Raw genomic sequence first — 20,379 nt, forward strand, 5'->3', positions numbered from 1 at the left:
ACGGATGACAGTGTCACAACAAAACCGCAGTCTTGCTAATTTATTGCAACGTATTGGCCAGCAACTAGCAGTGGCAATCCGTCAGCAGGATCTGCTGGATATCCTGGATGAAATAGGTCGCTTTGGGCGGCCATTAACGTTCAACTATTCCCGTTACATTCTGGTCACTATCATTTCGGTCATCATCGCGGTGATCGGTTTCGCTATGCAAAAATCCGGGCTGATTACCCTACCCTTGCCGCCGTGGATACACGCTATTCTGCCGTTGTTGAGTATCGCGATCTGGTTAATCCAATTCGTTTATCGACGTCAACAAATCAACCGATTACAGGACCAGCTTTTCTACAAAAATGTATTGTTAGACAATTATTTACAACCTGAGTCTGTAGATGGAAAACAACAGGTCGCTGAGCTCGGTATACGTTTCGCGGACTTTCAGCGCGGTAACCACTTACGTGAACTGACCGAGTGGATAAAAGGCCAATACAACGGCAACGAACACAGCTTTACCTACTATTACTATGTTTTTCACTACGTCAATAAACGTACGGTGACCTATGTCACTTCAGATGGGAAAGGTCGCACCCGGGTTAGAACCCGCACCGTCTATGACCATTTTCACCGTTATGGAATTACCCTGCCATTTCATTATGTTAGCCGCTTACGGGTGGCTGGTTTTGATCTGTCAGCATTGCCACATGGCTATCGCCCGGCATCAAATCGATTTAATGACGTCTTTAAAGTCTCCGCCCATGATGAACTGGCCGCAGCAAAGTTCTGTTCCCCTAAGGTAGTGGAATCTCTGCTCAACCTTACCAACCGGTTAAACAAGGTTAATCTTGAATTCGATGCCAGTGGCCAATTATGTTTGTCGTTTGCTGACAGTGATTTATTGCAGTTACAGCGCCGCTATGGCTTCGATCAACCTGCCTTGTTTGCCGATGAGATTCGTCAAATCAGTAAACTGGACAAACTACAATCAACACTGGTATTCATTGAACAACTAATGAAATATACCGATAACAACTTCCAATAAGGTTGCATATGAGCACATCTATTCTGGTTATTCTTGCGATTGTCGTTTTGCTATTTGTGGTAATTATTAGCATCTACAATGGCATTATCAGCCGCGAAAATGCGGTTAAACGAGCCTGGGCAGATGTGATCACGCAGGAACGGCAGAAAAACAAAACGTTGCCACATATCGAACAAATTGCCAGCCAGCATCAGGAATTTGAACAACAGGTGCAAAGCAACATTGCTGCATTACGCAGTGCAATGGGCAAGCTTGACAGCACAACACCGGATACCGCAGCACTGGCGGCTGTAGAGCAACAAAGCAAACAATTGATTCAGGGAATGCACATTGCAGTTGAAGCCTATCCTGACTTAAAAACATCGTCCCTGTTTAATAACCTGATGCGCGAAATCAGTGAACAACAAGACAATGTAGGCGCAGCCATTCGGTTGTTTAATCAGAACGTTGAAGATTTTAATAACGGTATCAGCGTGTTCCCCAATGTACTGGTCAATGCCTGGTTTCTGCGCAAACAAGCGGTTGATACGTTCCGCGATAATGATGCTGAAGCAGGTTTTGATTACCGCCCGAATATTTAACTTCCCTCGCGGGCGGAGTACCATTGCACAAATACCTTAAGAATCATTCGTTATGCAGTTTGAAATAATTGTTGGCTCTATGCTTGGTGCCAGTGAGTACGTGGCCGACGCGCTGGAAGCCGAATTAACCCAGCGTGGTGCGCATGTAACCATTCATCTCCAACCTGATCTGAATGAACTTAATACCACTGCAACGTGGATTTTGTGCAGTTCCACCCATGGTGCCGGTGATTTGCCCGATAACATCCAACCATTCGCGCAACAACTGGCTCAGGCAAACTTAGCGGATACGCACTATTTTATTGTCGGTCTGGGGGATACCAGCTACGACACGTTTTGTTTTGGTGCCAAGCAACTGGACGGTTTAATGCAATCAGCCGGTGCAAAGGCGATTACCGACCCGCTATTTATTGATGTTCTGGAGCATCCGATTCCGGAAGATGTCGCTGTCAGTTGGATCCAACCATTTATTGCCCATGAATAACGCAGAGCTGGACGCACTGAGCCAGGCAGTCAGCAACGAAGCACGTGTTTTGTATTTACTGATTCTGCGACCTGGCGCTAACACCACAGGCGAAAGTGAGCCGCTTAACTACAAGCAGATCAAAACCTTATTAAATGCTCGCAAGGAAATTATTACCCTGGGTCGGCAAATCAATAGTCTGTTAACCGAACTGGCCAATGTGGGCCTGATCGGATTTCACCAAACCACTGATGCCGAACACAGCCTTAATGGTAAACGGGTGATTCTGCCAATGCTGGCTGCGACCCAGGATAAGTTCGATCGATTACACCTTGGTGCAACGGCTATGCATGCAAACTGGCAGCCGGATACGGGTTTATTTAATCAATTGGCGCGGCTGGTTGGCTTGTTGGATGCAAGGTACACTGAACAGGAAACAGGTGAGTTTATTGCTTACTGGCTGGGCCGTCCCAGTAATCAATTCAGCCTGTTCCAATGGACGCAAAAATTTGTACAACACCTGAAAAAGAATCGGATGGCCAGTGGTTATCAGGCAACCCAACGGGTCGGTAATCAGTTAGTCCAGAAAACGGCAGGTGTCAGCGCAGACGAAAACGCGCGTAAATTAGTGGAGAAATACCGTGCAAAATCTGAATGATAAAATTAACCAGTTGGCACGCATCCTGGGAAAAGCGCCGCTGGAGATGCCAAAAAAGGATTTTGCGGAAATACGTAAAGAATTTGCCGAACAAGCCAATCAGGAAATCAAGCAAGAGCAGCAGCAAGCACGTAAACAGCGGATTCTGAATATCCATGGCAAATCAGATCTTAACCCTCGCTGGACCTTTGATACCCTGATTGAAGACAGTGACGATGTACGCGAAGCAATTAGTATCGCGCAGTCATTTATTGCCGCCCACGAAGACCCGCACTGGCGCGCAAGCGGCTCGCATATGATGATTTTTTACGGCGATTATGGTCGCGGTAAGTCACATATTGCCGGTGCCATTGCCCATGCCCTGATTGATCAGTTTGAAATCAGCGTATTGTATCGCCAGCTATCCAGCCTATTGGAAATGCGCTTTTCCTCCTTTGACTTCAATGCTCAGGATAAGATTGGTGAAAAATTTCGAGAAGTTCAGCAAGAGCTGCTGGATGTCGATCTCCTCATCCTTGATGAGGTGTGTGTAAACGAAACTCAGCTAAAGAAAAATACCCAATCCTGGCTCGGCAATCTGTTACGTCAGCGCCTGGTAAATAATAAGAACTGCATTCTGATCACCAACCACGAATTAGCCGCGCTGGAGCACGCTCTTGGCCCTTATTGCTTTGAATCCATCAAGGAATACGATACCTACCGGGTGCGCTTTAGTGGCCCGAGCAGACGTAAAGCGCTTAAAGACGACATATATTCGGTACCCGTATATCAGCCAAATCAGATCAAATGATCACATCCGCTGACTATTTTTGCTAAAAAAGCTGATTTTGATCGGTTTTTTTATGTCTGTCGATCGCGCTGCGTAGAACCTCCAAAACCTTATTTTTAAAGGGCCGCAGATCTATCCACTTGTGAGCCTTTGCGATCTTATACAGATAAATGATCAATAAAAAAGCCTGTTGCACCCACGAACGTCTTTTTAGATCACAAATTACCCACAGAAAACTGATCTGGATCTTAACAAGTGTGGATAAAACAGCTTTAACCCTGTAGTTATCCTATTATAAGCCATTAGATAAGATCGATAACAAATGCGCCTGTGGATAAAAAGGCAAGTTGATCACTGGTAATACCCGGTTGATCAACGATTTTCCACACTTTAGATCTTGTGTAACTATTTGTTTTAAAACGGTTTTATGGAGTTATACATAAAAAGTGCGCCCTTAATAGATCTAAGAATAAGAAAAGATCTCAGAGATCCATAGATCTATAAAGCGATCACATTCACACTTTGCACAGTTTTTAATCGTTCCTTTCATACGTGAAAATCTATAGAATATGCGCCCCCGAAAAATCGGGTTTTTAATACTTGTGAGGTAAGAGATGTTTTACAGTGAAACCTATGATGTGATTGTTGTTGGTGGTGGTCATGCCGGCACCGAAGCCGCATTAGCATCGGCAAGAATGGGTGTGAAAACCCTGCTGCTTACTCACAATATTGAAACCCTTGGACAAATGTCCTGTAATCCTGCAATTGGTGGGATCGGTAAGGGGCATTTGGTAAAAGAAATAGACGCGCTTGGCGGTGCTATGGCCAAAGCGATCGATCTGGGTGGGATCCAATTCAGAACGTTAAATTCCAGCAAAGGCCCTGCGGTGCGTGCAACCCGCGCCCAGGCTGACCGCAGCCTGTATCGGGCAGCTATCCGTAGCATGCTGGAAAACCAGCCAAACCTGACGTTGTTTCAGCAATCTTGTGATGATTTGATCGTTGAACAGGATCGTGTTGTCGGTGTGGTTACCCAAATGGGATTAAAATTCCGCGCAAAAACCGTTGTACTGACAGTCGGCACATTCTTGGGTGGTGTTATTCACATTGGTTTGGATAACTACCAAGGCGGCCGTGCGGGCGACCCACCATCAAATGCATTAGCCAAACGCTTACGTGCTCTGCCATTTAGGGTTGATCGCTTAAAAACCGGCACACCTGCACGCCTTGATGCGCGCACGCTGGATTATTCCGTTATGCAGGCGCAGCCGGGCGACGATCCGTTACCTGTATTTTCATTTATGGGAAATGTTAGCCAGCATCCGCGCCAAATTTCATGCTACATCACCCATACCAATGAACAGACTCACGAGATCATTCGCAACAATCTCGATCGTTCACCTATGTATGCCGGTGTGATTGAAGGCATTGGCCCACGCTATTGTCCGTCTATCGAAGATAAGGTGATGCGTTTTGCAGACAAGACCAATCACCAGATATTTGTAGAGCCTGAGGGCCTGAACAGTATCGAAGTTTATCCAAATGGTATTTCCACCAGTTTACCATTCGATGTACAGCAGGCTTTGATCCATTCGATCAAAGGGTTTGAAAACGCGCATATTATTCGCCCTGGCTATGCCATCGAATATGATTATTTTGATCCGCGCGATCTGAAACATTCACTGGAAACTAAATTTATTGCCGGTTTGTTTTTTGCTGGCCAGATTAATGGCACCACAGGCTACGAAGAAGCCGGTGCACAAGGCCTGCTCGCTGGCCTGAACGCCGCTCTGCAAGTGCAGGGTAAAGATGCATGGTCACCGAGCCGTGATCAGGCCTATATGGGCGTATTGGTGGATGATTTATCCACCCTTGGCACCAAAGAACCGTACCGTATGTTTACCAGTCGTGCCGAATACCGCCTGTTACTGCGCGAAGACAATGCTGATATCCGTTTAACGCCAAAAGGTCGTGAACTTGGGCTGGTGGACGATGAACGCTGGGCTGCGTTTAACGCGAAAATGGAAAATATCGAGCTTGAGCGTCAGCGTTTACGCAGTAGCTGGGTTCATCCGGGCCATAGTTCAGTAGATGCACTAAACGGAAAATTAAAAACCCCGTTAAGCCGCGAAAGTTCACTGGAAGAGTTGATTCGACGCCCTGAGATTACTTATTCCGATCTGATGACGATCGATGGGATCGGACCGGGCCTCAGCGACATGCAGGCAGCCGAACAGGTTGAAATCCAAATCAAGTATGCAGGCTATATCGAGCGTCAGCAGGATGAAATTGCACGTACACAACGCAATGAAAACACGCTGTTACCAATGGATCTGGACTATTCAAAAATATCCGGCTTATCCAACGAAGTGGTTAACAAGCTGACCGCGGCGCGCCCGGAAACCATTGGTAAAGCATCGCGCATCTCCGGGATTACCCCGGCAGCCATTTCTTTGCTGCTGGTGTATTTGAAAAAACAAGGCATGTTGAGAAAATCCGCCTGATGAATATTGATATGACTTTATTGCGCCGATTACAGGATGCATTGGCGCACACTGACCTGGATGTGAGTGAACTGCAGCAACAACAACTGGTTGGTTATGTGCAGTTAATGCACAAGTGGAACAAGGCGTACAACCTGACGTCCGTGCGCGACCCTAATGAAATGCTGGTAAAGCATATTCTCGATTCAGTGGTGGTGGCGCCTTACCTGCAGGGTAGTCAGTTTATCGATGTGGGCACGGGCCCGGGTCTGCCAGGTATTCCGCTGGCCATTATGTTACCTGAGGCTAATTTCACCCTGCTCGATAGTTTGGGTAAACGCGTACGCTTTATGCGCCAGGTTGGTTTTGAATTAAAACTACCGAATATCACCCCTGTGCAGTCCCGGGTGGAAGAATTTATCCCTGCGGTACCATTTGATATGGTGTTGAGCCGGGCGTTTGCCAGCATAAAAGATATGTTGCACTGGTGTGCGCATCTGGTAGATTCTGCTGGGACGTTTATGGCGCTCAAAGGCCAGTTTCCGGAGCAGGAGATGGCAGAAATTCCTGCGGAATTTTATGTGCAAGACGTGATAAAATTGCGCGTTCCGGGTTTGGATGGCGAACGTCATTTAGTCAAAATCCGCAAGCACTAGCGCCATTTACGCTACCAGATTCTAATTATCATAATCACAAGCTGGGACTGAGATTTTGGGAAAGGTCATTGCAATTGCTAATCAAAAAGGTGGTGTAGGAAAAACCACTACCGCAGTCAATGTGGCGGCCTCCATGGCGGCAACACGACGCAAAGTGTTATTGATTGATCTCGATCCTCAGGGTAATGCCACAATGGGCAGTGGTGTCGACAAATTTGATGTGGACGCCACTGTGTACGAGTTGCTCATCGAAGATAAGCCGGTGAAGGATGTGATCGTATCCAACACCACTGGCAAATACGACCTGATCGCTGCGAATGGCGATGTAACCGCGGCAGAAATTAAACTCATGGAATTGTTTGCCCGTGAAGTACGTCTGCGTAATGCGTTGGCGCCAGTTCGTGACTACTACGATTATATTTTTATCGATTGTCCCCCTTCTCTTAGTCAGTTAACCGTTAACGCGATGGCAGCGGCAGATTCTGTGCTGGTACCCATGCAGTGCGAATACTACGCGCTGGAGGGATTAACCGCCTTAATGGATACCATTCAGAAGTTGGCGTCGGTCGTTAATCCTGCCCTGAAGATTGAAGGGGTATTACGTACCATGTACGATCCACGCAATCGTTTAGCCAATGATGTGTCTGAGCAATTAAAACGACACTTTGGCTCGCAGGTATATCGCACGGTGATCCCACGTAATGTGCGTTTGGCGGAAGCCCCCAGTTTTGGTACGCCGGCGATGTATTATGAAAAATCATCTACGGGCGCCAAAGCCTATTTAGCATTGGCAGGTGAAATTCTGCGCCGTGGAAAAGAGCAGCAAGCCCAGGCTGCCAGCTAAATTACAGAGGAAGACATGTCTAGTAAAAATCGAGGATTAGGCCGCGGGCTGGATGCATTATTGGCGAATAGTCAGCGTCGTCCGGATATCACTGATGCAGTGAAAGACAAAGACCTGCAGTTCCTGCCAGTGGAAATATTACAGCCGGGTAAATATCAACCTCGTAAAGACATGTCACCCGAGGCACTGGAAGAATTGGCCTCTTCTATTCGTTCGCAAGGGGTTATTCAACCGATTGTGGTGCGCAGTATTGGTGCAGACCGCTACGAAATCATCGCCGGTGAACGTCGCTGGCGGGCATCTCAGTTGGCCAAGCTGGACAGTGTGCCGTGCCTTATCAAAAACGTTGAAGATGAAGCCGCGGTTGCGATTGCACTGATCGAGAACATTCAGCGTGAAGATCTCAACGCCATGGAAGAAGCCCAGGCGCTGGAACGCTTACTGACAGAATTTGAACTCACCCACCAACAGGTTGCAGAAGCCGTGGGTAAATCCCGTACGGCAGTATCTAATCTGTTGCGTCTTAATAATCTCAATGACGACGTGAAGTTGTTGCTCGAATATGGCGATATTGAGATGGGCCATGCCCGTGCTCTGCTCGCGCTGGAAGGGGAACAACAATCGGACGCGGCACGCACTGTTGCGTCGAAAGGTATGACAGTCAGAGATACTGAAAATCTGGTCCGTCGTCTGCAGGAGCCACCAAAACCGAAAGCTGAAACATCGTTAGATCCGGATGTACAAAAATTGCAAACAGAGCTTTCTGAAAACCTTGGCGCCGAGGTTTCCATTGCGCATAACGCCAAGGGTAAAGGCAAATTGACGATTAACTTTGCCAATCTTGATCAATTAGACGGCATTCTTGCGCGTATTTCCCGCTAGCCCTCGCCGCATCTAGTTGAAAATAGGTGTTAAACAAGTATAATTCCGCTGCTTTTTGAGTCTGTTTGTTAAGAATAGGTTAAGAAAATTTTGATATCGCCACTGGCTGCCGCAGGCCGGGCAATTGCCGCAAAAATACTGATAGCACAGCTGGTCGTGACCGGCTTAGCAAGTGCAATAAGCGGGGCGATGTATGGCATGAATGGCGCTATTTCAGGTCTTGCAGGTGGTGTTTCCTGTATCCTCCCGTTCATGATTTTCAGCTGGTTTTTCTTTCGCACCGTGGGTGCCAGCCAGTTGCAACAAACCATGCGCAATATTTATCGCGGACAATCCCTGAAATTGCTTATTAGTATCGGATTGTTCTGCGCAGTGTACCAGTGGTCAGGCCTGATATTGTCGGTCATGTTACTCACTTACGCTGCTACTACTGCCAGTCAGTGGTTCGTAACGATTTTTGTAAAACTTTAAAGTAGGGTAAATCATGGCTGCAACTGAAGGTGGACAAACCTCCTCACAATACATCTTGCACCACTTAACCAACGCGAGCGTCGGTGAAGGTTTCTGGACCTGGCACATCGATACATTAGGTTGGTCAATTGGTCTGGGTATTCTTTTTCTCTGGATTTTTCGTCGTGTAGCGAAAAACGCGACTAGCGGTGTGCCAAGCAAAACACAGGCTGCGGTTGAGTTAATCGTTGATTTCGTAGACTCCACGGTAAAAAGCACATTCCACGGTAAAAACCCGGTAATTGCGCCATTGGCACTGACCATTTTCGTGTGGGTATTGCTGATGAACCTGATGGATTTGGTACCGGTTGACTGGCTGCCTGGTTTGGCAATGCTAATCGGTGAACATGCATTTGGCATGGATCCGCATCATGTTTATATGAAAGTCGTACCCACCACAGACCTGAACATGACGTTCGCACTATCTCTGGGCGTATTTGTCCTGATGATCTACTACTCGATCAAGGTTAAAGGTGCTGGTGGCTTCCTGAAAGAGCTGAGTTTTACGCCATTTAACCACTGGGCGTTTGTACCGGTTAACCTGATTCTGGAATTGGTTACCCTGTTTGCTAAACCTTTGTCTCTGGCACTGCGTTTGTTCGGTAACCTGTACGCCGGTGAGCTGATCTTTATCCTGATTGCGTTAACTGGTTTCTACCAGTTACCAATGCACTTTGTATGGGCGGTATTCCACTTGCTGGTAATCCCGTTACAGGCCTTCATCTTTATGATGTTGACCATTGTTTATCTGAGCATGGCTCACGAAGACCACTAATACTGTTTTTGAACAAATTGTATTAGTAAAAAGTTTAATAAAATCAAGTTTTTAACATTAACTTTAACTTTAAAAAGGTGAAATAAAATGGGTGAATTATACATCGCAGTAGGTATCCTGATTGGTCTGTGCGCTCTGGGTCCAGCTATCGGCTTCGGTCTGTTAGGTGGTAAGTTCCTGGAGTCTTCAGCTCGTCAACCAGAGCTGGCTGCTCAGTTGCAAACTCGCATGTTTATCGTGGCTGGTCTGATCGACGCAATCGCGATGATCGGTGTAGCTATCGCTCTTTATATGTTGTTCGTTCTGGGCGCGTAAGTTAACGCCACTTAACCCGTAACGATCAATTTTTATAAAGGGGAGCTGTTGTGAATATCAACGCCACTCTGATCGGTCAAAGTATCGCGTTTATCGTGTTTGTGTTGTTCTGCATGAAATATGTATGGCCACCAATCATGCAAGCGATCGAAAACCGTCAAAAACAAATTGCAGATGGCCTGGCGGCATCTGAGCGTGCAGAGAAAGACCTGCATTTAGCTCAGGAAAAAGCCAGTGAACAACTGAAAGACGCCAAGGCTCAGGCCGCGGAAATTATCGAGCAGGCTAAAAAACGTGCCAGCCAAATCGTTGACGAAGAGACCCAACGTGGTCACAGCGAGCGTGAGAAAATCATCGCTCAGGGTCACGCTGAGGTTGATGCGGAACGCAACCGTGCAAGAGAAGAACTGCGCAAGCAAGTCGCTACATTAGCGGTTGTAGGTGCAGAGAAAATTCTGGCACGTGAAATCGATGCAGCTGCACATTCTGACATTGTTGAAAAACTTGTCGCTGAACTGTAAGGAGAATGGCTGATGTCTGAAATGACAACCATTGCTCGTCCTTACGCTAAAGCTGCTTTCGCCTATGCGGTCGAGAATAATGCCGTTGAGAACTGGCAGGAAATGTTAGTGTTTGCTGCCGAAGTCTCTGCTAACGACGCAATTCAGGAATTACTGACTGGCGCGCTGGCAGCAGATAGCTTGGCAGACCTGTTTGTACAGGTGTGTGGCGAACAACTCAACGAAGCCGGCCAGAACTTTATTCGTGTTCTGGCAGATAATCGACGTCTGAAAGCGTTGCCGGCTGTATTAGCGCTGTTCAACGAACTGAAAGCGGAGTACGACAAAGAAATTGATGTCCAGGTGACATCGACTGTCGAGCTTTCTGATGAACAGACACAAAAAATTGCCGCGTCACTTGAAAAACGTCTGGCACGTAAAGTTAAGCTGAATTGTAACGTCGATTCTACCCTGATAGCTGGTTTGGTTATTAAGGCCGGCGATACGGTAATTGATGGCTCTGTGAAGAGCACCTTGAGCCGTCTGACCGACGCGTTGCAAGCATAACGGGGAACTGAGGATGCAACTGAATTCCACTGAAATTGCTGAACTGATCAAAAAACGTATTGAACAGTTCAATGTAGTAAGTGAAGCTCGTAACGAAGGGACTATCGTTGGTGTTACCGACGGTATCATTCGTATTCACGGCCTTGCAGATGTCATGCAGGGTGAAATGATTGAGCTTCCGGGTAGCCGCTACGCTATCGCACTGAACTTAGAGCGCGACTCTGTAGGTGCGGTTGTAATGGGTCCATATGCGGACCTGCAAGAAGGCACCAAAGTTAAGTCAACTGGCCGTATCTTAGAAGTACCAGTTGGTCGTGGTCTGTTAGGTCGTGTGGTTAACACCCTGGGTGAGCCAATCGATGGTAAAGGCGCTATTGAGGCTGACGGTTTCGAACCTGTTGAGAAAATCGCTCCGGGTGTAATCGACCGTCGCTCAGTAGACCAGCCAGTGCAAACTGGTTACAAGTCTATCGACTCGATGATTCCAATCGGTCGTGGTCAGCGTGAGCTGATCATCGGTGACCGTCAGACTGGTAAAACTGCCATGGCAGTTGATGCCATCATCAACCAGAAAGGTACTGGCGTTAAGTGTATTTACGTCGCTATCGGTCAGAAAGCCTCTACTATTGCTAACGTTGTACGTAAGCTGGAAGAGCACGGCGCAATGGCTCACACCATCGTCGTTGCTGCATCGGCTTCTGAGTCTGCGGCTCTGCAATACCTGGCTCCATACTCTGGTTGTACTATGGGTGAATTCTTCCGTGACCGCGGTGAAGATGCGCTGATCGTATACGATGACCTGTCTAAGCAAGCTGTTGCTTACCGTCAGGTATCATTATTGCTGCGTCGTCCACCAGGTCGTGAAGCCTACCCGGGTGACGTATTCTATCTGCACTCACGTCTACTGGAACGTGCTGCCCGTGTAAACGAGCTGTACGTAGAGCGTTTCACTAACGGTGAAGTAAAAGGCAAAACCGGTTCATTGACCGCTCTGCCAATCATCGAAACGCAAGCGGGTGACGTATCTGCATTCGTACCTACCAACGTAATCTCGATTACTGACGGTCAGATCTTCCTGGAAACTGACTTGTTCAACGCGGGTATCCGTCCTGCGGTTAACGCGGGTATCTCGGTATCTCGTGTAGGTGGTGCGGCACAGACCAAAATTATCAAGAAGCTGGGTGGTGGTATCCGTCTGGCATTGGCTCAGTACCGTGAATTGGCAGCGTTCTCTCAGTTCGCTTCTGATTTGGACGACGCAACCCGTGCTCAGTTAGAGCATGGTCAGCGTGTAACTGAGCTGATGAAGCAAAAGCAATTCGCGCCACTGTCTGTTGCAGACATGGCGGTATCACTGTTCGCAGTAGAGAAAGGCTACCTGAAGTCTGTTGAACTGAACAAAGTTCTGGATTTTGAAGCGGCCCTGCACTCTTTCATGAACAGCACGTATGCTGAGCTGATGGCCACTATCAACCAAACTGGTAACTACAACGACGATATTGAGGCGACCCTGAACGAAGCGCTGACTAAGTTCAAGGAAACCCAAACCTGGTAATCAGTGTGATGCGCCGCAAGGCGCATCCGTCGTTGAGTAATCGAGGAGATAGTCATGGCCGGCGGTAAAGAGATAAAAGGTAAGATCGGGAGTATCAAAAATACTCAGAAGATCACCAGCGCGATGGAAATGGTTGCTGCGTCAAAAATGAAACGTGCGCAGGAACGCATGGCTTCCAGCCGTCCGTACGCTGAGAACATGCGCAAAGTGATTGGTCACATTGCCCATGCCAACCTTGAATATCGTCATCCATATATGGAAGAACGTGAAGTTAAACGCGTTGGCTATATTGTGATTTCATCTGATCGTGGATTGTGTGGCGGCTTAAACGCTAACGAATTCAAGGCAGTCGCGAAAGAAATCAAATCCTGGAAGCAGCAGGGAGTCGATGTTGACTTCGCTGCGCTGGGGTCAAAAGCAGTCGCGTTTTTCAACCGTTTTGGCGGTGAAGTGTTGGCGGCAGAGTCAGGTCTGGGTGATAACCCGTCTGTACAGGATTTAGTTGGTGCGGTTCGCATCATGCTAAATGCCTATGACGAAGGCAAGATTGACCGCTTGTTCCTGGTGTTCAACAAGTTTGTGAACACTATGGCGCAGGAGCCAAAAATCGAGCAATTGTTACCTTTGCCAAAATCTGAAGAAGACAAATTAACCCACCACTGGGATTACATCTACGAACCAGATGCTAAGCCAATTCTGGACATGCTGTTAGTTCGTTACATTGAATCTCAGGTATACCAGGGTGTTGTAGAAAACCTCGCGTCTGAGCAGGCTGCGCGTATGGTCGCGATGAAAGCCGCAACAGATAACGCAGGCAACCTGATCGACGATCTGCAACTGGTATACAACAAAGCGCGTCAGGCAGCGATTACGCAGGAAATCAGCGAAATCGTTAGCGGTGCAGCTGCGGTGTAGGCAAAGGTTTTTAATTTAAGAGGAAATATCATGAGTCAAGGTAAGGTCGTCCAAATCATTGGCGCCGTTGTGGACATCGAGTTTCCACAAGATGCGGTACCACGAGTCTATGACGCACTGAAGGTTACTGAAGGTGATCTGCAGGGACTTACTCTGGAAGTACAACAGCAGTTAGGTGGTGGCGTAGTACGTGCTATCGCTCTGGGTACCACAGACGGTCTGCGTCGTGGTCTGACTGTAGAAAATACTGGTGCACCTATCATGGTTCCGGTCGGTAAAGCGACTTTGGGCCGTATTATGGATGTACTGGGTAACCCAATTGATGAAGCGGGTCCAATCGGTGAAGAAGAGCGTATGTCTATCCACCGTGAAGCCCCTTCTTATGAAGATCAATCTAACGCGGTAGAACTGTTAGAAACGGGTATCAAGGTAATCGACCTGGTTTGTCCATTCGCTAAGGGTGGTAAAGTCGGTCTGTTCGGTGGTGCCGGTGTAGGTAAAACCGTAAACATGATGGAGCTTATCCGTAACATCGCTATCGAGCACAGTGGTTACTCTGTATTCGCTGGTGTTGGTGAGCGTACTCGTGAAGGTAACGACTTCTATCATGAAATGAACGATTCAAACGTTCTGGATAAAGTATCACTGGTTTATGGTCAGATGAACGAACCACCCGGCAACCGTCTGCGTGTTGCTCTGACCGGTCTGACCATGGCAGAGAAATTCCGTGACGAAGGTCGTGACGTACTGTTCTTCGTAGATAACATCTACCGTTACACTCTGGCCGGTACCGAAGTATCAGCCCTGTTGGGTCGTATGCCATCTGCGGTAGGTTATCAGCCTACGCTGGCAGAAGAGATGGGTGTTCTGCAGGAGCGTATTACCTCGACTAAGACTGGTTCAATCACGTCTATCCAGGCGGTATACGTACCTGCGGATGACTTAACTGACCCGTCTCCGGCAACGACCTTTGCTCACTTGGACGCGACCGTTGTATTGTCTCGTGACATCGCTGCACTGGGTATTTACCCTGCGGTAGACCCTCTGGATTCAACTTCTCGTCAGCTGGATCCTCTGGTAATCGGTCAAGAGCACTATGAAACTGCCCGTGGCGTACAGTCAGTACTGCAACGTTACAAAGAGCTGAAAGACATTATCGCGATTCTGGGTATGGACGAGCTGTCTGAAGAAGACAAGCAAGTAGTATCTCGTGCCCGTAAGATCCAGCGTTTCCTGTCTCAGCCATTCTTCGTAGCAGAAGTATTCACTGGCTCACCAGGTAAGTACGTTTCTCTGAAAGACACCATCAGTGGATTTAAAGGTATCCTGGCTGGCGATTACGATCACCTGCCGGAGCAAGCCTTCTACATGGTTGGTTCAATCGACGAAGCGATCGAAAAAGCCAAAAAATAACACAGTTACCGTCCGGCTCCGGCCGGACAGTAATCTTGAGGAGGGTTAATGGCCGCCATGACAGTCCATCTGGATGTAGTAAGCGCAGAGCAGAAAATCTTTTCTGGTCTGGTTGAAACCATTCAGGTTACAGGTAGCGAAGGTGAACTGGGTATCCACCCTGGGCACGCCCCTTTGTTAACGACCCTGCGCCCGGGTATGGTGCGTTTGGTTAAACAATTCGGTGAAGAAGAATTCATTTATGTTGCTGGTGGTGTTTTAGAAGTACAACCAAGCAGCGTAGTGGTTCTGGCTGATGTCGCCGTACGTGCGGAAGAGCTTGACGAAGCGGCAGCTGAAGAAGCCAAACGTCGTGCAGAAGAGCACATCGCGAATCCTGGTACCGACTTTAACTATGCAGAAGCTGCAGCCGAACTGGCTCAGGCTATTGCGCAATTACGTCTGATTAAAAACCTGCGTAAGTAAGTTAAAGCGAATAACTGATTAAAAAGCCCCGCTGATGCGGGGTTTTTTGTTGGTGAATTTTGCTTTCTCCGCATAAACACTTATACAGTAGAGCCAAAAGTGAAAGGGATCTGACTTTGAGCGACACACAATCTACTCACACCACATCACCACGTAAACTGATCACGCCTTTGAACACGCTGGCGGTGATTGCTGTTTTGGCCGTGCTGTATTTCGCGCAATCCTTGCTTATTCCACTGGTGTTTTCCTTGTTAGTGGCGCTGTTGCTTAATCCGCTGGTAAGCCGCCTCAAGCAGGCGCACGTTCCGCGGATTATCTCGTCAGTAACATTGTTAACGGTGTTGCTGACACCTGTGGTGTGGTTGGGGGCTGAATTGGCAGAGCCGGCAGAGAAGTGGTTAAAGGCCGTCCCTAAATTTACCCTATATATAGAGCAACAGGTCGAGTCTTTTAATCAGGTCATGCAGTTGGGTGAGCAGGAAGCGCGTCAGGAGCTGGAAGAGCCTAAAAAAGAAGAGAAAGATTCGGGCTTTTTCTCCTGGTTTAGTCGCGATGAAGAAGAGCCTGAGCCCGAACAAAAACCGGATAATCAGCCCAGTGTATCCGAGCGAATCGAACAGGGCGGCGCAGAGTTACTGTTTACCTCGTTACTGGCAGCGCCATTATTTCTGGCCCAGTGTCTTGGAGGAGTGATTTTAACCCTGTTTATTCTGGTCTATGGCCGACGATTGTTTACCGTTTTCATCGATGAATTTCCACAGGTGACCAATAAAGACAAGGTCAAAGCTACCGTTAAAAGTATTCAGTCTGAGCTATCTAAATACATTTTTACCGTCGCCACCATTAATGCCGGGTTAGGCATTATGACGGCTACAGCCCTTTACTTGCTTGGTACGCAGGATTTTATTCTGTGGGGGTCTGTGGTGGCGCTGTTTAACTTTGTGCCATATGTTGGCTCAGTGATAAGCCTTAGCATGTTGCTGATGGCAGGATTGGTACAATACAACCTCACGTTGATGGCGTTGGCACCCGCCACGTTGTTTATGCTGCTGAATATTATTGAGTCGCAATTAATCACACCTTTGGTATTGGGGCGCAGAATGCAGGTGAATCCCCTCATCGTCATTTTATGGCTGGCCTGCATGGGCTGGTTGTGGGGGATGGCGGGAGTGTTGTTGGCTCTGCCAATCCTGGTGTGTATCAAGCTGGTCTTAGTGCAGATGGACAAAGCACCCCACTGGATCCGTCTGGTCGAAGCAAAATAGGCAATTAAAAGGTGACGCCAATATTAAATCCGATTGAACGGGCCTGCTGATAATCAATATTGGAAAGCTGTAGCCTGGCGCTGAATTTTGCGGTTTGTACACCTACAGCGATGGCCTTATCCGCTATCCCGTATGCCACAGACATCCTGCTGTTATCAGCCAACGGGAAATCAGCTCCCATATAAGGTAAAGATTGCTGCCGGTAGTGGATCACTTCGCCATTTAGCGTGAGCTTATCGTTCAGGTGATACTGCGCATGCAATCTGTGTAATGCATCGAAAGATTGTTGGTGAGTCTGATAGCCCTCATCACCAGTGATATTCGGGGTTACGCTTAGTAAGCCATTTTCATCAAAACTGACCGAGCGTGGTTGCAGGCTTGCATCGGTAAACGCCAGTTCATCCCAATAAATGCGGGAAGTGATATCGTCTGCCTGATAGCTGATAGCAAAATCATCATAGTGCCATTCCACACCAATTCTTAGACTCCAACCCAAGCCTCTGTCTTTGCTTACTTGTCTGTCTAAAATCGTATCGCGGGTGTAATGCTGGGCAAGGAACAGATTGCCCTGATAACTATCGTTATCGGTAATCAACTGACCGGTGAGCGTGCCGTCCAGCACCCTAGCTATAGTCACGACACTAAGCCCGGTGACAACACGCCAATGTTTATCCTGATAAACATGCGCCAGTTCAATACCTTCACCTTGCAATTCAAGCGCACTAATATCCATGTCGCTGCTTGTATTCTCCCGTGCTGGTAGCTTGTTTTTTTCCCGATAAAACAGATCGAAACTGTCCGGGCTGAATGTCAGGCCATAGTCATAGCGGCTCAACGCAGATAATTCGATCTGGCTATGGGCGTTGAGCGGATAGCGTACCCCGGCTTTCAACTGATTACGGGTAAAGGCATAGTTACCGCTCTGACTTTGCCCGTCCAGTTGATGAAAATAACTGTATACAGGCACGGTGTCGCTGATGCTCAGAGAATCAACCGACAGAAAATATTCCGTGGTTTGCGCGAAAGACGGGGTAACAACTGAGAAGAAACCGATCAGCAGTAAAAATTTGGGCATTAACATTCATCCATAAAAAAGGGGGCATAAGCCCCCTGATTAATCGGTTTGATCAGAAGGATTCAAATTCACCATCAGTGTAGCGGATGATAACGGCACCGTTGCTGGTTTCTTCCACAGTGGCGTATTGCTCGCCTTCCAACGAGATATGGCCGCTAATGACTTCATTTTCATCTTCCTGCATGGTTAGCGTGACACCATCCAGATTGGTCACCGTAACCATTTTCTGCGCAGAATCCATGCTGATATCATAGTCATTGCCGGTCCATGTGGCATCGATATGCGCCATGACATCTTCCAGTCCGCTGCGTTCCAGACTAAACGCCAAAGACGTCTGGTCATCGATGCCCGGCAGATTTGCAATAAAGGCCAAACTCAATTCAACCGCCATGTAGGCCTCGGCGGTTTCATTGTTAGTGGAGCTACTCTCATAGCTTTGGCCAAACTCACCGGTGGAGTTTTCGAAGCCTTCGTAACTGCTCATTTCTTCGAAGGTAATCGTAGTGCCTTCCGGTGCATTGGCGCTGCCCATTAAGACTGCAGATAAATTATTGCTGCCAAGGGTAAACTTACCGGCCAGCATTATGTCGAGGCTACTGACGCTAAGTGAACTACTGAACGACTGCATATAGCTGTATGAGCCGGTACCATCCGGATTGAAGGTGCCTTCATTGCTGTAGCTGTCATCATAGGTTTCAACTAAATCGGTCACCGCCAGCATGATTTCTCCTTCAAAACTGGCCGGAGACTCTACAACACCGGAATTGTGCGCGATCATAATATCGCCATGCAGGCTGATATCACCCATAAAGGTGCCACTATCTGTATTGCTGGAGCTGTAGCCGGTGTCAGATTGTGAATTTGTCCATGACCATTGCCATTGGTCATTAAACTCAGCTTCAAGGCTCAATTCTGTCAGGGTAACCGTGACCAATCGGTCCATCGCGGTACCACTGATCATAATATCCACGTCGCCAGTAGCCGTGCCCTCGCCACTATTATCCGTTTCAGTGGTTTGCTCATCAAACGTCGCATTCAGATCTGCCGTCATATCCAGAGTCACTTCACCAACTGTCACCTGATTAATGCTGGCTACGGCAGCACTGAGTGACGCGCCTGGCGTCATGGCTACGGTCAGCCCGTTACTGGCCGAGAAGTTATATGCAGCGGCTGGCAGCGAGGTTTGGCCATTGTAATCTTCGAATGCTTCGGTAAATGCAAGCCCCGCCTGAGTAATGGCATCGAATACCAGCATGGAGTCATTATCAAGCACCCTAGATGCCTGCTCCAGTTGTGAGGCAAAACCCTCAGATGTGCTGGTGCCATCAAACGCTTCAGCGATAGGCTGCAGGCTTACTTCCAGATTGCGCACATCGGCAACCATCGCCTTCACTTTGGCCATGTTGTCACTGTTTATTTCATCAGACGGCCCGGCGTTGGTTTGCTCGCCTTCGTCCAGCAGTTCGACCACCTGTTGTTGCTGGGTGGCTTGCTGTTGCACCGCGACTAAGCTGGCGGGAGCCTGACTTTCAAACTGTTCAGGGGTAAGCGCTAACGTTTGGGTCGCAACAGTCAGCGCGACATTGGATACCTGACCGAGCACGTCAGACAGGCTGACGGTGGTGTTATCTCCGTCAGCGTCATTTGCCACAATTTGCCCGTTATTGGCTGCCATGGTCTGCGCGAAACTATTCACCCCCGCAATGATATTGGCGAGGTTATTTCCGTTGGTGCCAGCTTGGGTCGCGGCGACTGTGGCAGCGGCATTGGCAACTGCCACAGAGGTTAACGCCGCTTTCAGGTCAGCTTCGCTGGCGCCATTAACGGAATCCGCATCGGTCAGGTCAATAACCGGCACATTGGTCACATCTCCCGAGCTGATATTAAACAGCGCTGCCACCTGGCTGTTGGCATTAGTTGCTGCCTCCGGTGTCAGGCCATTGGCTTCGGCAATTGATGCGGCAGCCTGAGTTAAAACGGTGACGTTGGTACTAATTGAAGTAGCATCCGCAGCAAGACTGGCAATGGCAGATAAGGTGAAGTCGGCAGGTAGAGGAATCACTTTGCCAAAGCTTTCAGTATCCGCATCAATGTTGCCATCGCCATCCACGTCACAACCGTCCGGCATATCACATTTCATGCTGGCGCCACCGGTTGGCACGCTGATGACCACTTTAAATAGTTTAGCTTCACCGCCTTCGATATTAATGCTGTATGTGCCGTCATCGCCGGTTGTCGCCGTGCCCAGCACGGTATCGGTTACGACACCATCGACTATCTCATAGGCGGTGACAGTGCCACCTATGATTATTCCCTTTGATGCCGCACCACTTAATGCCGCATTGACAGGTTCGGGATTCGGGGTGGGAGTTTCGTCGTCATCATCGCTGCCAAAACAGCCGGCAAGCGATGCACACAGACATAGCGTGAGCATTGATTTAGTGTGATGTAGTCGGGACATGGGCGGCCTCTCAGGTTCGATTGTTCCGTGAAAAAAGAAAAATATGGACAGCCAGATCAACACTTAAACCTAGCAAAGAAGTGCAATTACTCAATTACAACCAAGCTTTGAAGTGGCAGGAAACATGCTGTTCCATTACTTTTTGGTTGTTAATTCAAAGCGTTAATTAACTTTACGGGCCGGTGGAAATT

Annotated in this window: 21 protein-coding genes; 19 read left to right on the top strand and 2 right to left on the bottom strand. The window is 48.2% G+C overall.

Annotated elements, in window-relative coordinates:
* Positions 1–4: 4 nt before the first annotated feature.
* The 19 genes from TK45_RS05160 to TK45_RS05250 all read left to right on the top strand — a co-directional run bounded on the left by TK45_RS05160 (position 5) and on the right by TK45_RS05250 (position 16,652).
* Positions 5–1,036 carry a DUF3137 domain-containing protein gene (locus tag TK45_RS05160; RefSeq protein WP_165490707.1) on the top strand — a complete coding sequence of 344 codons (1,032 nt, stop codon included), beginning with the start codon at positions 5–7 and terminating at the stop codon, positions 1,034–1,036.
* 8 nt (positions 1,037–1,044) lie between these two features.
* Positions 1,045–1,617: a LemA family protein gene (locus TK45_RS05165; protein ID WP_131257571.1), complete on the top strand. Its 573-nt coding sequence runs from the start codon at positions 1,045–1,047 to the stop codon at positions 1,615–1,617.
* A 52-nt stretch (positions 1,618–1,669) separates the two neighbouring features.
* Positions 1,670–2,101, top strand: coding sequence for an FMN-binding protein MioC (gene mioC / locus TK45_RS05170; RefSeq protein WP_131257572.1), 432 nt, complete (start codon positions 1,670–1,672; stop codon positions 2,099–2,101).
* On the top strand, positions 2,094–2,738 hold the full coding sequence (locus TK45_RS05175) for a DnaT-like ssDNA-binding domain-containing protein (RefSeq protein ID WP_174719770.1): 645 nt from the start codon (positions 2,094–2,096) through the stop codon (positions 2,736–2,738). The genes mioC and TK45_RS05175 overlap by 8 nt, the downstream gene beginning before the upstream one ends.
* A complete protein-coding gene (locus TK45_RS05180; protein ID WP_131257573.1) occupies positions 2,722–3,528 on the top strand; it encodes a DnaA ATPase domain-containing protein in 807 nt (268 codons plus the stop codon). Before TK45_RS05175 ends, TK45_RS05180 begins: the two co-directional genes overlap by 17 nt.
* 593 nt (positions 3,529–4,121) lie before the next feature.
* Positions 4,122–6,011 carry a tRNA uridine-5-carboxymethylaminomethyl(34) synthesis enzyme MnmG gene (gene mnmG, locus TK45_RS05185; RefSeq protein WP_131257574.1) on the top strand — a complete coding sequence of 630 codons (1,890 nt, stop codon included), beginning with the start codon at positions 4,122–4,124 and terminating at the stop codon, positions 6,009–6,011.
* A gap of 11 nt (positions 6,012–6,022) precedes the next feature.
* On the top strand, positions 6,023–6,646 hold the full coding sequence (gene rsmG, locus TK45_RS05190; RefSeq protein ID WP_254426548.1) for a 16S rRNA (guanine(527)-N(7))-methyltransferase RsmG: 624 nt from the start codon (positions 6,023–6,025) through the stop codon (positions 6,644–6,646).
* A gap of 55 nt (positions 6,647–6,701) precedes the next feature.
* Positions 6,702–7,490, top strand: a complete 789-nt coding sequence (locus TK45_RS05195) for a ParA family protein (RefSeq protein WP_131257576.1) — start codon at positions 6,702–6,704, stop codon at positions 7,488–7,490.
* A 15-nt stretch (positions 7,491–7,505) separates the two neighbouring features.
* Entirely contained in the window at positions 7,506–8,372 is an 867-nt protein-coding gene (locus TK45_RS05200; RefSeq protein WP_131257577.1) for a ParB/RepB/Spo0J family partition protein, read from the top strand.
* A gap of 90 nt (positions 8,373–8,462) precedes the next feature.
* Positions 8,463–8,843: an ATP synthase subunit I gene (locus TK45_RS05205; RefSeq protein ID WP_165490708.1), complete on the top strand. Its 381-nt coding sequence runs from the start codon at positions 8,463–8,465 to the stop codon at positions 8,841–8,843.
* A 13-nt stretch (positions 8,844–8,856) separates the two neighbouring features.
* Complete coding sequence (gene atpB / locus TK45_RS05210) at positions 8,857–9,657, top strand: F0F1 ATP synthase subunit A (protein ID WP_131257579.1); 801 nt, start codon at positions 8,857–8,859, stop codon at positions 9,655–9,657.
* Positions 9,658–9,744: 87 nt separating this feature from the next.
* On the top strand, positions 9,745–9,972 hold the full coding sequence (atpE, locus tag TK45_RS05215) for a F0F1 ATP synthase subunit C (RefSeq protein WP_131257580.1): 228 nt from the start codon (positions 9,745–9,747) through the stop codon (positions 9,970–9,972).
* Positions 9,973–10,022: 50 nt separating this feature from the next.
* Positions 10,023–10,493, top strand: a complete 471-nt coding sequence (atpF, locus tag TK45_RS05220; protein WP_131257581.1) for a F0F1 ATP synthase subunit B — start codon at positions 10,023–10,025, stop codon at positions 10,491–10,493.
* A gap of 12 nt (positions 10,494–10,505) precedes the next feature.
* Positions 10,506–11,039, top strand: a complete 534-nt coding sequence (atpH, locus tag TK45_RS05225; RefSeq protein WP_131257582.1) for a F0F1 ATP synthase subunit delta — start codon at positions 10,506–10,508, stop codon at positions 11,037–11,039.
* A 13-nt stretch (positions 11,040–11,052) separates the two neighbouring features.
* Positions 11,053–12,594: a F0F1 ATP synthase subunit alpha gene (gene atpA / locus TK45_RS05230; protein WP_131257583.1), complete on the top strand. Its 1,542-nt coding sequence runs from the start codon at positions 11,053–11,055 to the stop codon at positions 12,592–12,594.
* A 54-nt stretch (positions 12,595–12,648) separates the two neighbouring features.
* Positions 12,649–13,509, top strand: coding sequence for a F0F1 ATP synthase subunit gamma (atpG, locus tag TK45_RS05235; protein ID WP_131257584.1), 861 nt, complete (start codon positions 12,649–12,651; stop codon positions 13,507–13,509).
* Between the two features lie 30 nt (positions 13,510–13,539).
* Entirely contained in the window at positions 13,540–14,922 is a 1,383-nt protein-coding gene (gene atpD / locus TK45_RS05240) for a F0F1 ATP synthase subunit beta (RefSeq protein ID WP_131257585.1), read from the top strand.
* 48 nt (positions 14,923–14,970) lie between these two features.
* Complete coding sequence (locus TK45_RS05245; RefSeq protein WP_131257586.1) at positions 14,971–15,387, top strand: F0F1 ATP synthase subunit epsilon; 417 nt, start codon at positions 14,971–14,973, stop codon at positions 15,385–15,387.
* A gap of 116 nt (positions 15,388–15,503) precedes the next feature.
* Positions 15,504–16,652 (top strand): AI-2E family transporter, encoded by a 1,149-nt coding sequence (locus tag TK45_RS05250; protein WP_165490709.1) that lies wholly within the window; start codon positions 15,504–15,506, stop codon positions 16,650–16,652.
* A gap of 4 nt (positions 16,653–16,656) precedes the next feature.
* Here the strand turns inward: TK45_RS05250 and TK45_RS05255 are convergent, their stop codons facing one another.
* The gene (locus tag TK45_RS05255; RefSeq protein ID WP_131257588.1) at positions 16,657–17,727 is read right to left on the bottom strand and encodes a hypothetical protein; all 1,071 of its coding nucleotides are present in this window, start codon (positions 17,725–17,727) and stop codon (positions 16,657–16,659) included.
* Between the two features lie 52 nt (positions 17,728–17,779).
* Positions 17,780–20,188, bottom strand: coding sequence for a hypothetical protein (locus TK45_RS05260; RefSeq protein ID WP_131257589.1), 2,409 nt, complete (start codon positions 20,186–20,188; stop codon positions 17,780–17,782).
* Positions 20,189–20,379: the final 191 nt, after the last annotated feature.

It is taken from the genome of Bowmanella sp. JS7-9 (genome assembly GCF_004329715.1).
Lineage (GTDB): Bacteria > Pseudomonadota > Gammaproteobacteria > Enterobacterales > Alteromonadaceae > Pseudobowmanella > Pseudobowmanella zhangzhouensis.

Excerpts from the sequence above, each read along its gene's own strand:
- rsmG (WP_254426548.1), top strand. The coding sequence starts at position 6,023 with ATGACTTTATTGCGCCGATTACAGGATGCATTGGCGCACACTGACCTG.
- TK45_RS05200 (WP_131257577.1), top strand. The coding sequence starts at position 7,506 with ATGTCTAGTAAAAATCGAGGATTAGGCCGCGGGCTGGATGCATTATTG.
- atpG (WP_131257584.1), top strand. The coding sequence starts at position 12,649 with ATGGCCGGCGGTAAAGAGATAAAAGGTAAGATCGGGAGTATCAAAAAT.
- atpA (WP_131257583.1), top strand. The coding sequence starts at position 11,053 with ATGCAACTGAATTCCACTGAAATTGCTGAACTGATCAAAAAACGTATT.
- TK45_RS05245 (WP_131257586.1), top strand. The coding sequence starts at position 14,971 with ATGGCCGCCATGACAGTCCATCTGGATGTAGTAAGCGCAGAGCAGAAA.
- atpD (WP_131257585.1), top strand. The coding sequence starts at position 13,540 with ATGAGTCAAGGTAAGGTCGTCCAAATCATTGGCGCCGTTGTGGACATC.
- mnmG (WP_131257574.1), top strand. The coding sequence starts at position 4,122 with ATGTTTTACAGTGAAACCTATGATGTGATTGTTGTTGGTGGTGGTCAT.
- TK45_RS05255 (WP_131257588.1), bottom strand. The coding sequence starts at position 17,727 with ATGCCCAAATTTTTACTGCTGATCGGTTTCTTCTCAGTTGTTACCCCG.
- atpB (WP_131257579.1), top strand. The coding sequence starts at position 8,857 with ATGGCTGCAACTGAAGGTGGACAAACCTCCTCACAATACATCTTGCAC.
- TK45_RS05160 (WP_165490707.1), top strand. The coding sequence starts at position 5 with ATGACAGTGTCACAACAAAACCGCAGTCTTGCTAATTTATTGCAACGT.
- TK45_RS05260 (WP_131257589.1), bottom strand. The coding sequence starts at position 20,188 with ATGTCCCGACTACATCACACTAAATCAATGCTCACGCTATGTCTGTGT.
- atpE (WP_131257580.1), top strand. The coding sequence starts at position 9,745 with ATGGGTGAATTATACATCGCAGTAGGTATCCTGATTGGTCTGTGCGCT.
- TK45_RS05175 (WP_174719770.1), top strand. The coding sequence starts at position 2,094 with ATGAATAACGCAGAGCTGGACGCACTGAGCCAGGCAGTCAGCAACGAA.
- TK45_RS05165 (WP_131257571.1), top strand. The coding sequence starts at position 1,045 with ATGAGCACATCTATTCTGGTTATTCTTGCGATTGTCGTTTTGCTATTT.
- mioC (WP_131257572.1), top strand. The coding sequence starts at position 1,670 with ATGCAGTTTGAAATAATTGTTGGCTCTATGCTTGGTGCCAGTGAGTAC.
- atpH (WP_131257582.1), top strand. The coding sequence starts at position 10,506 with ATGTCTGAAATGACAACCATTGCTCGTCCTTACGCTAAAGCTGCTTTC.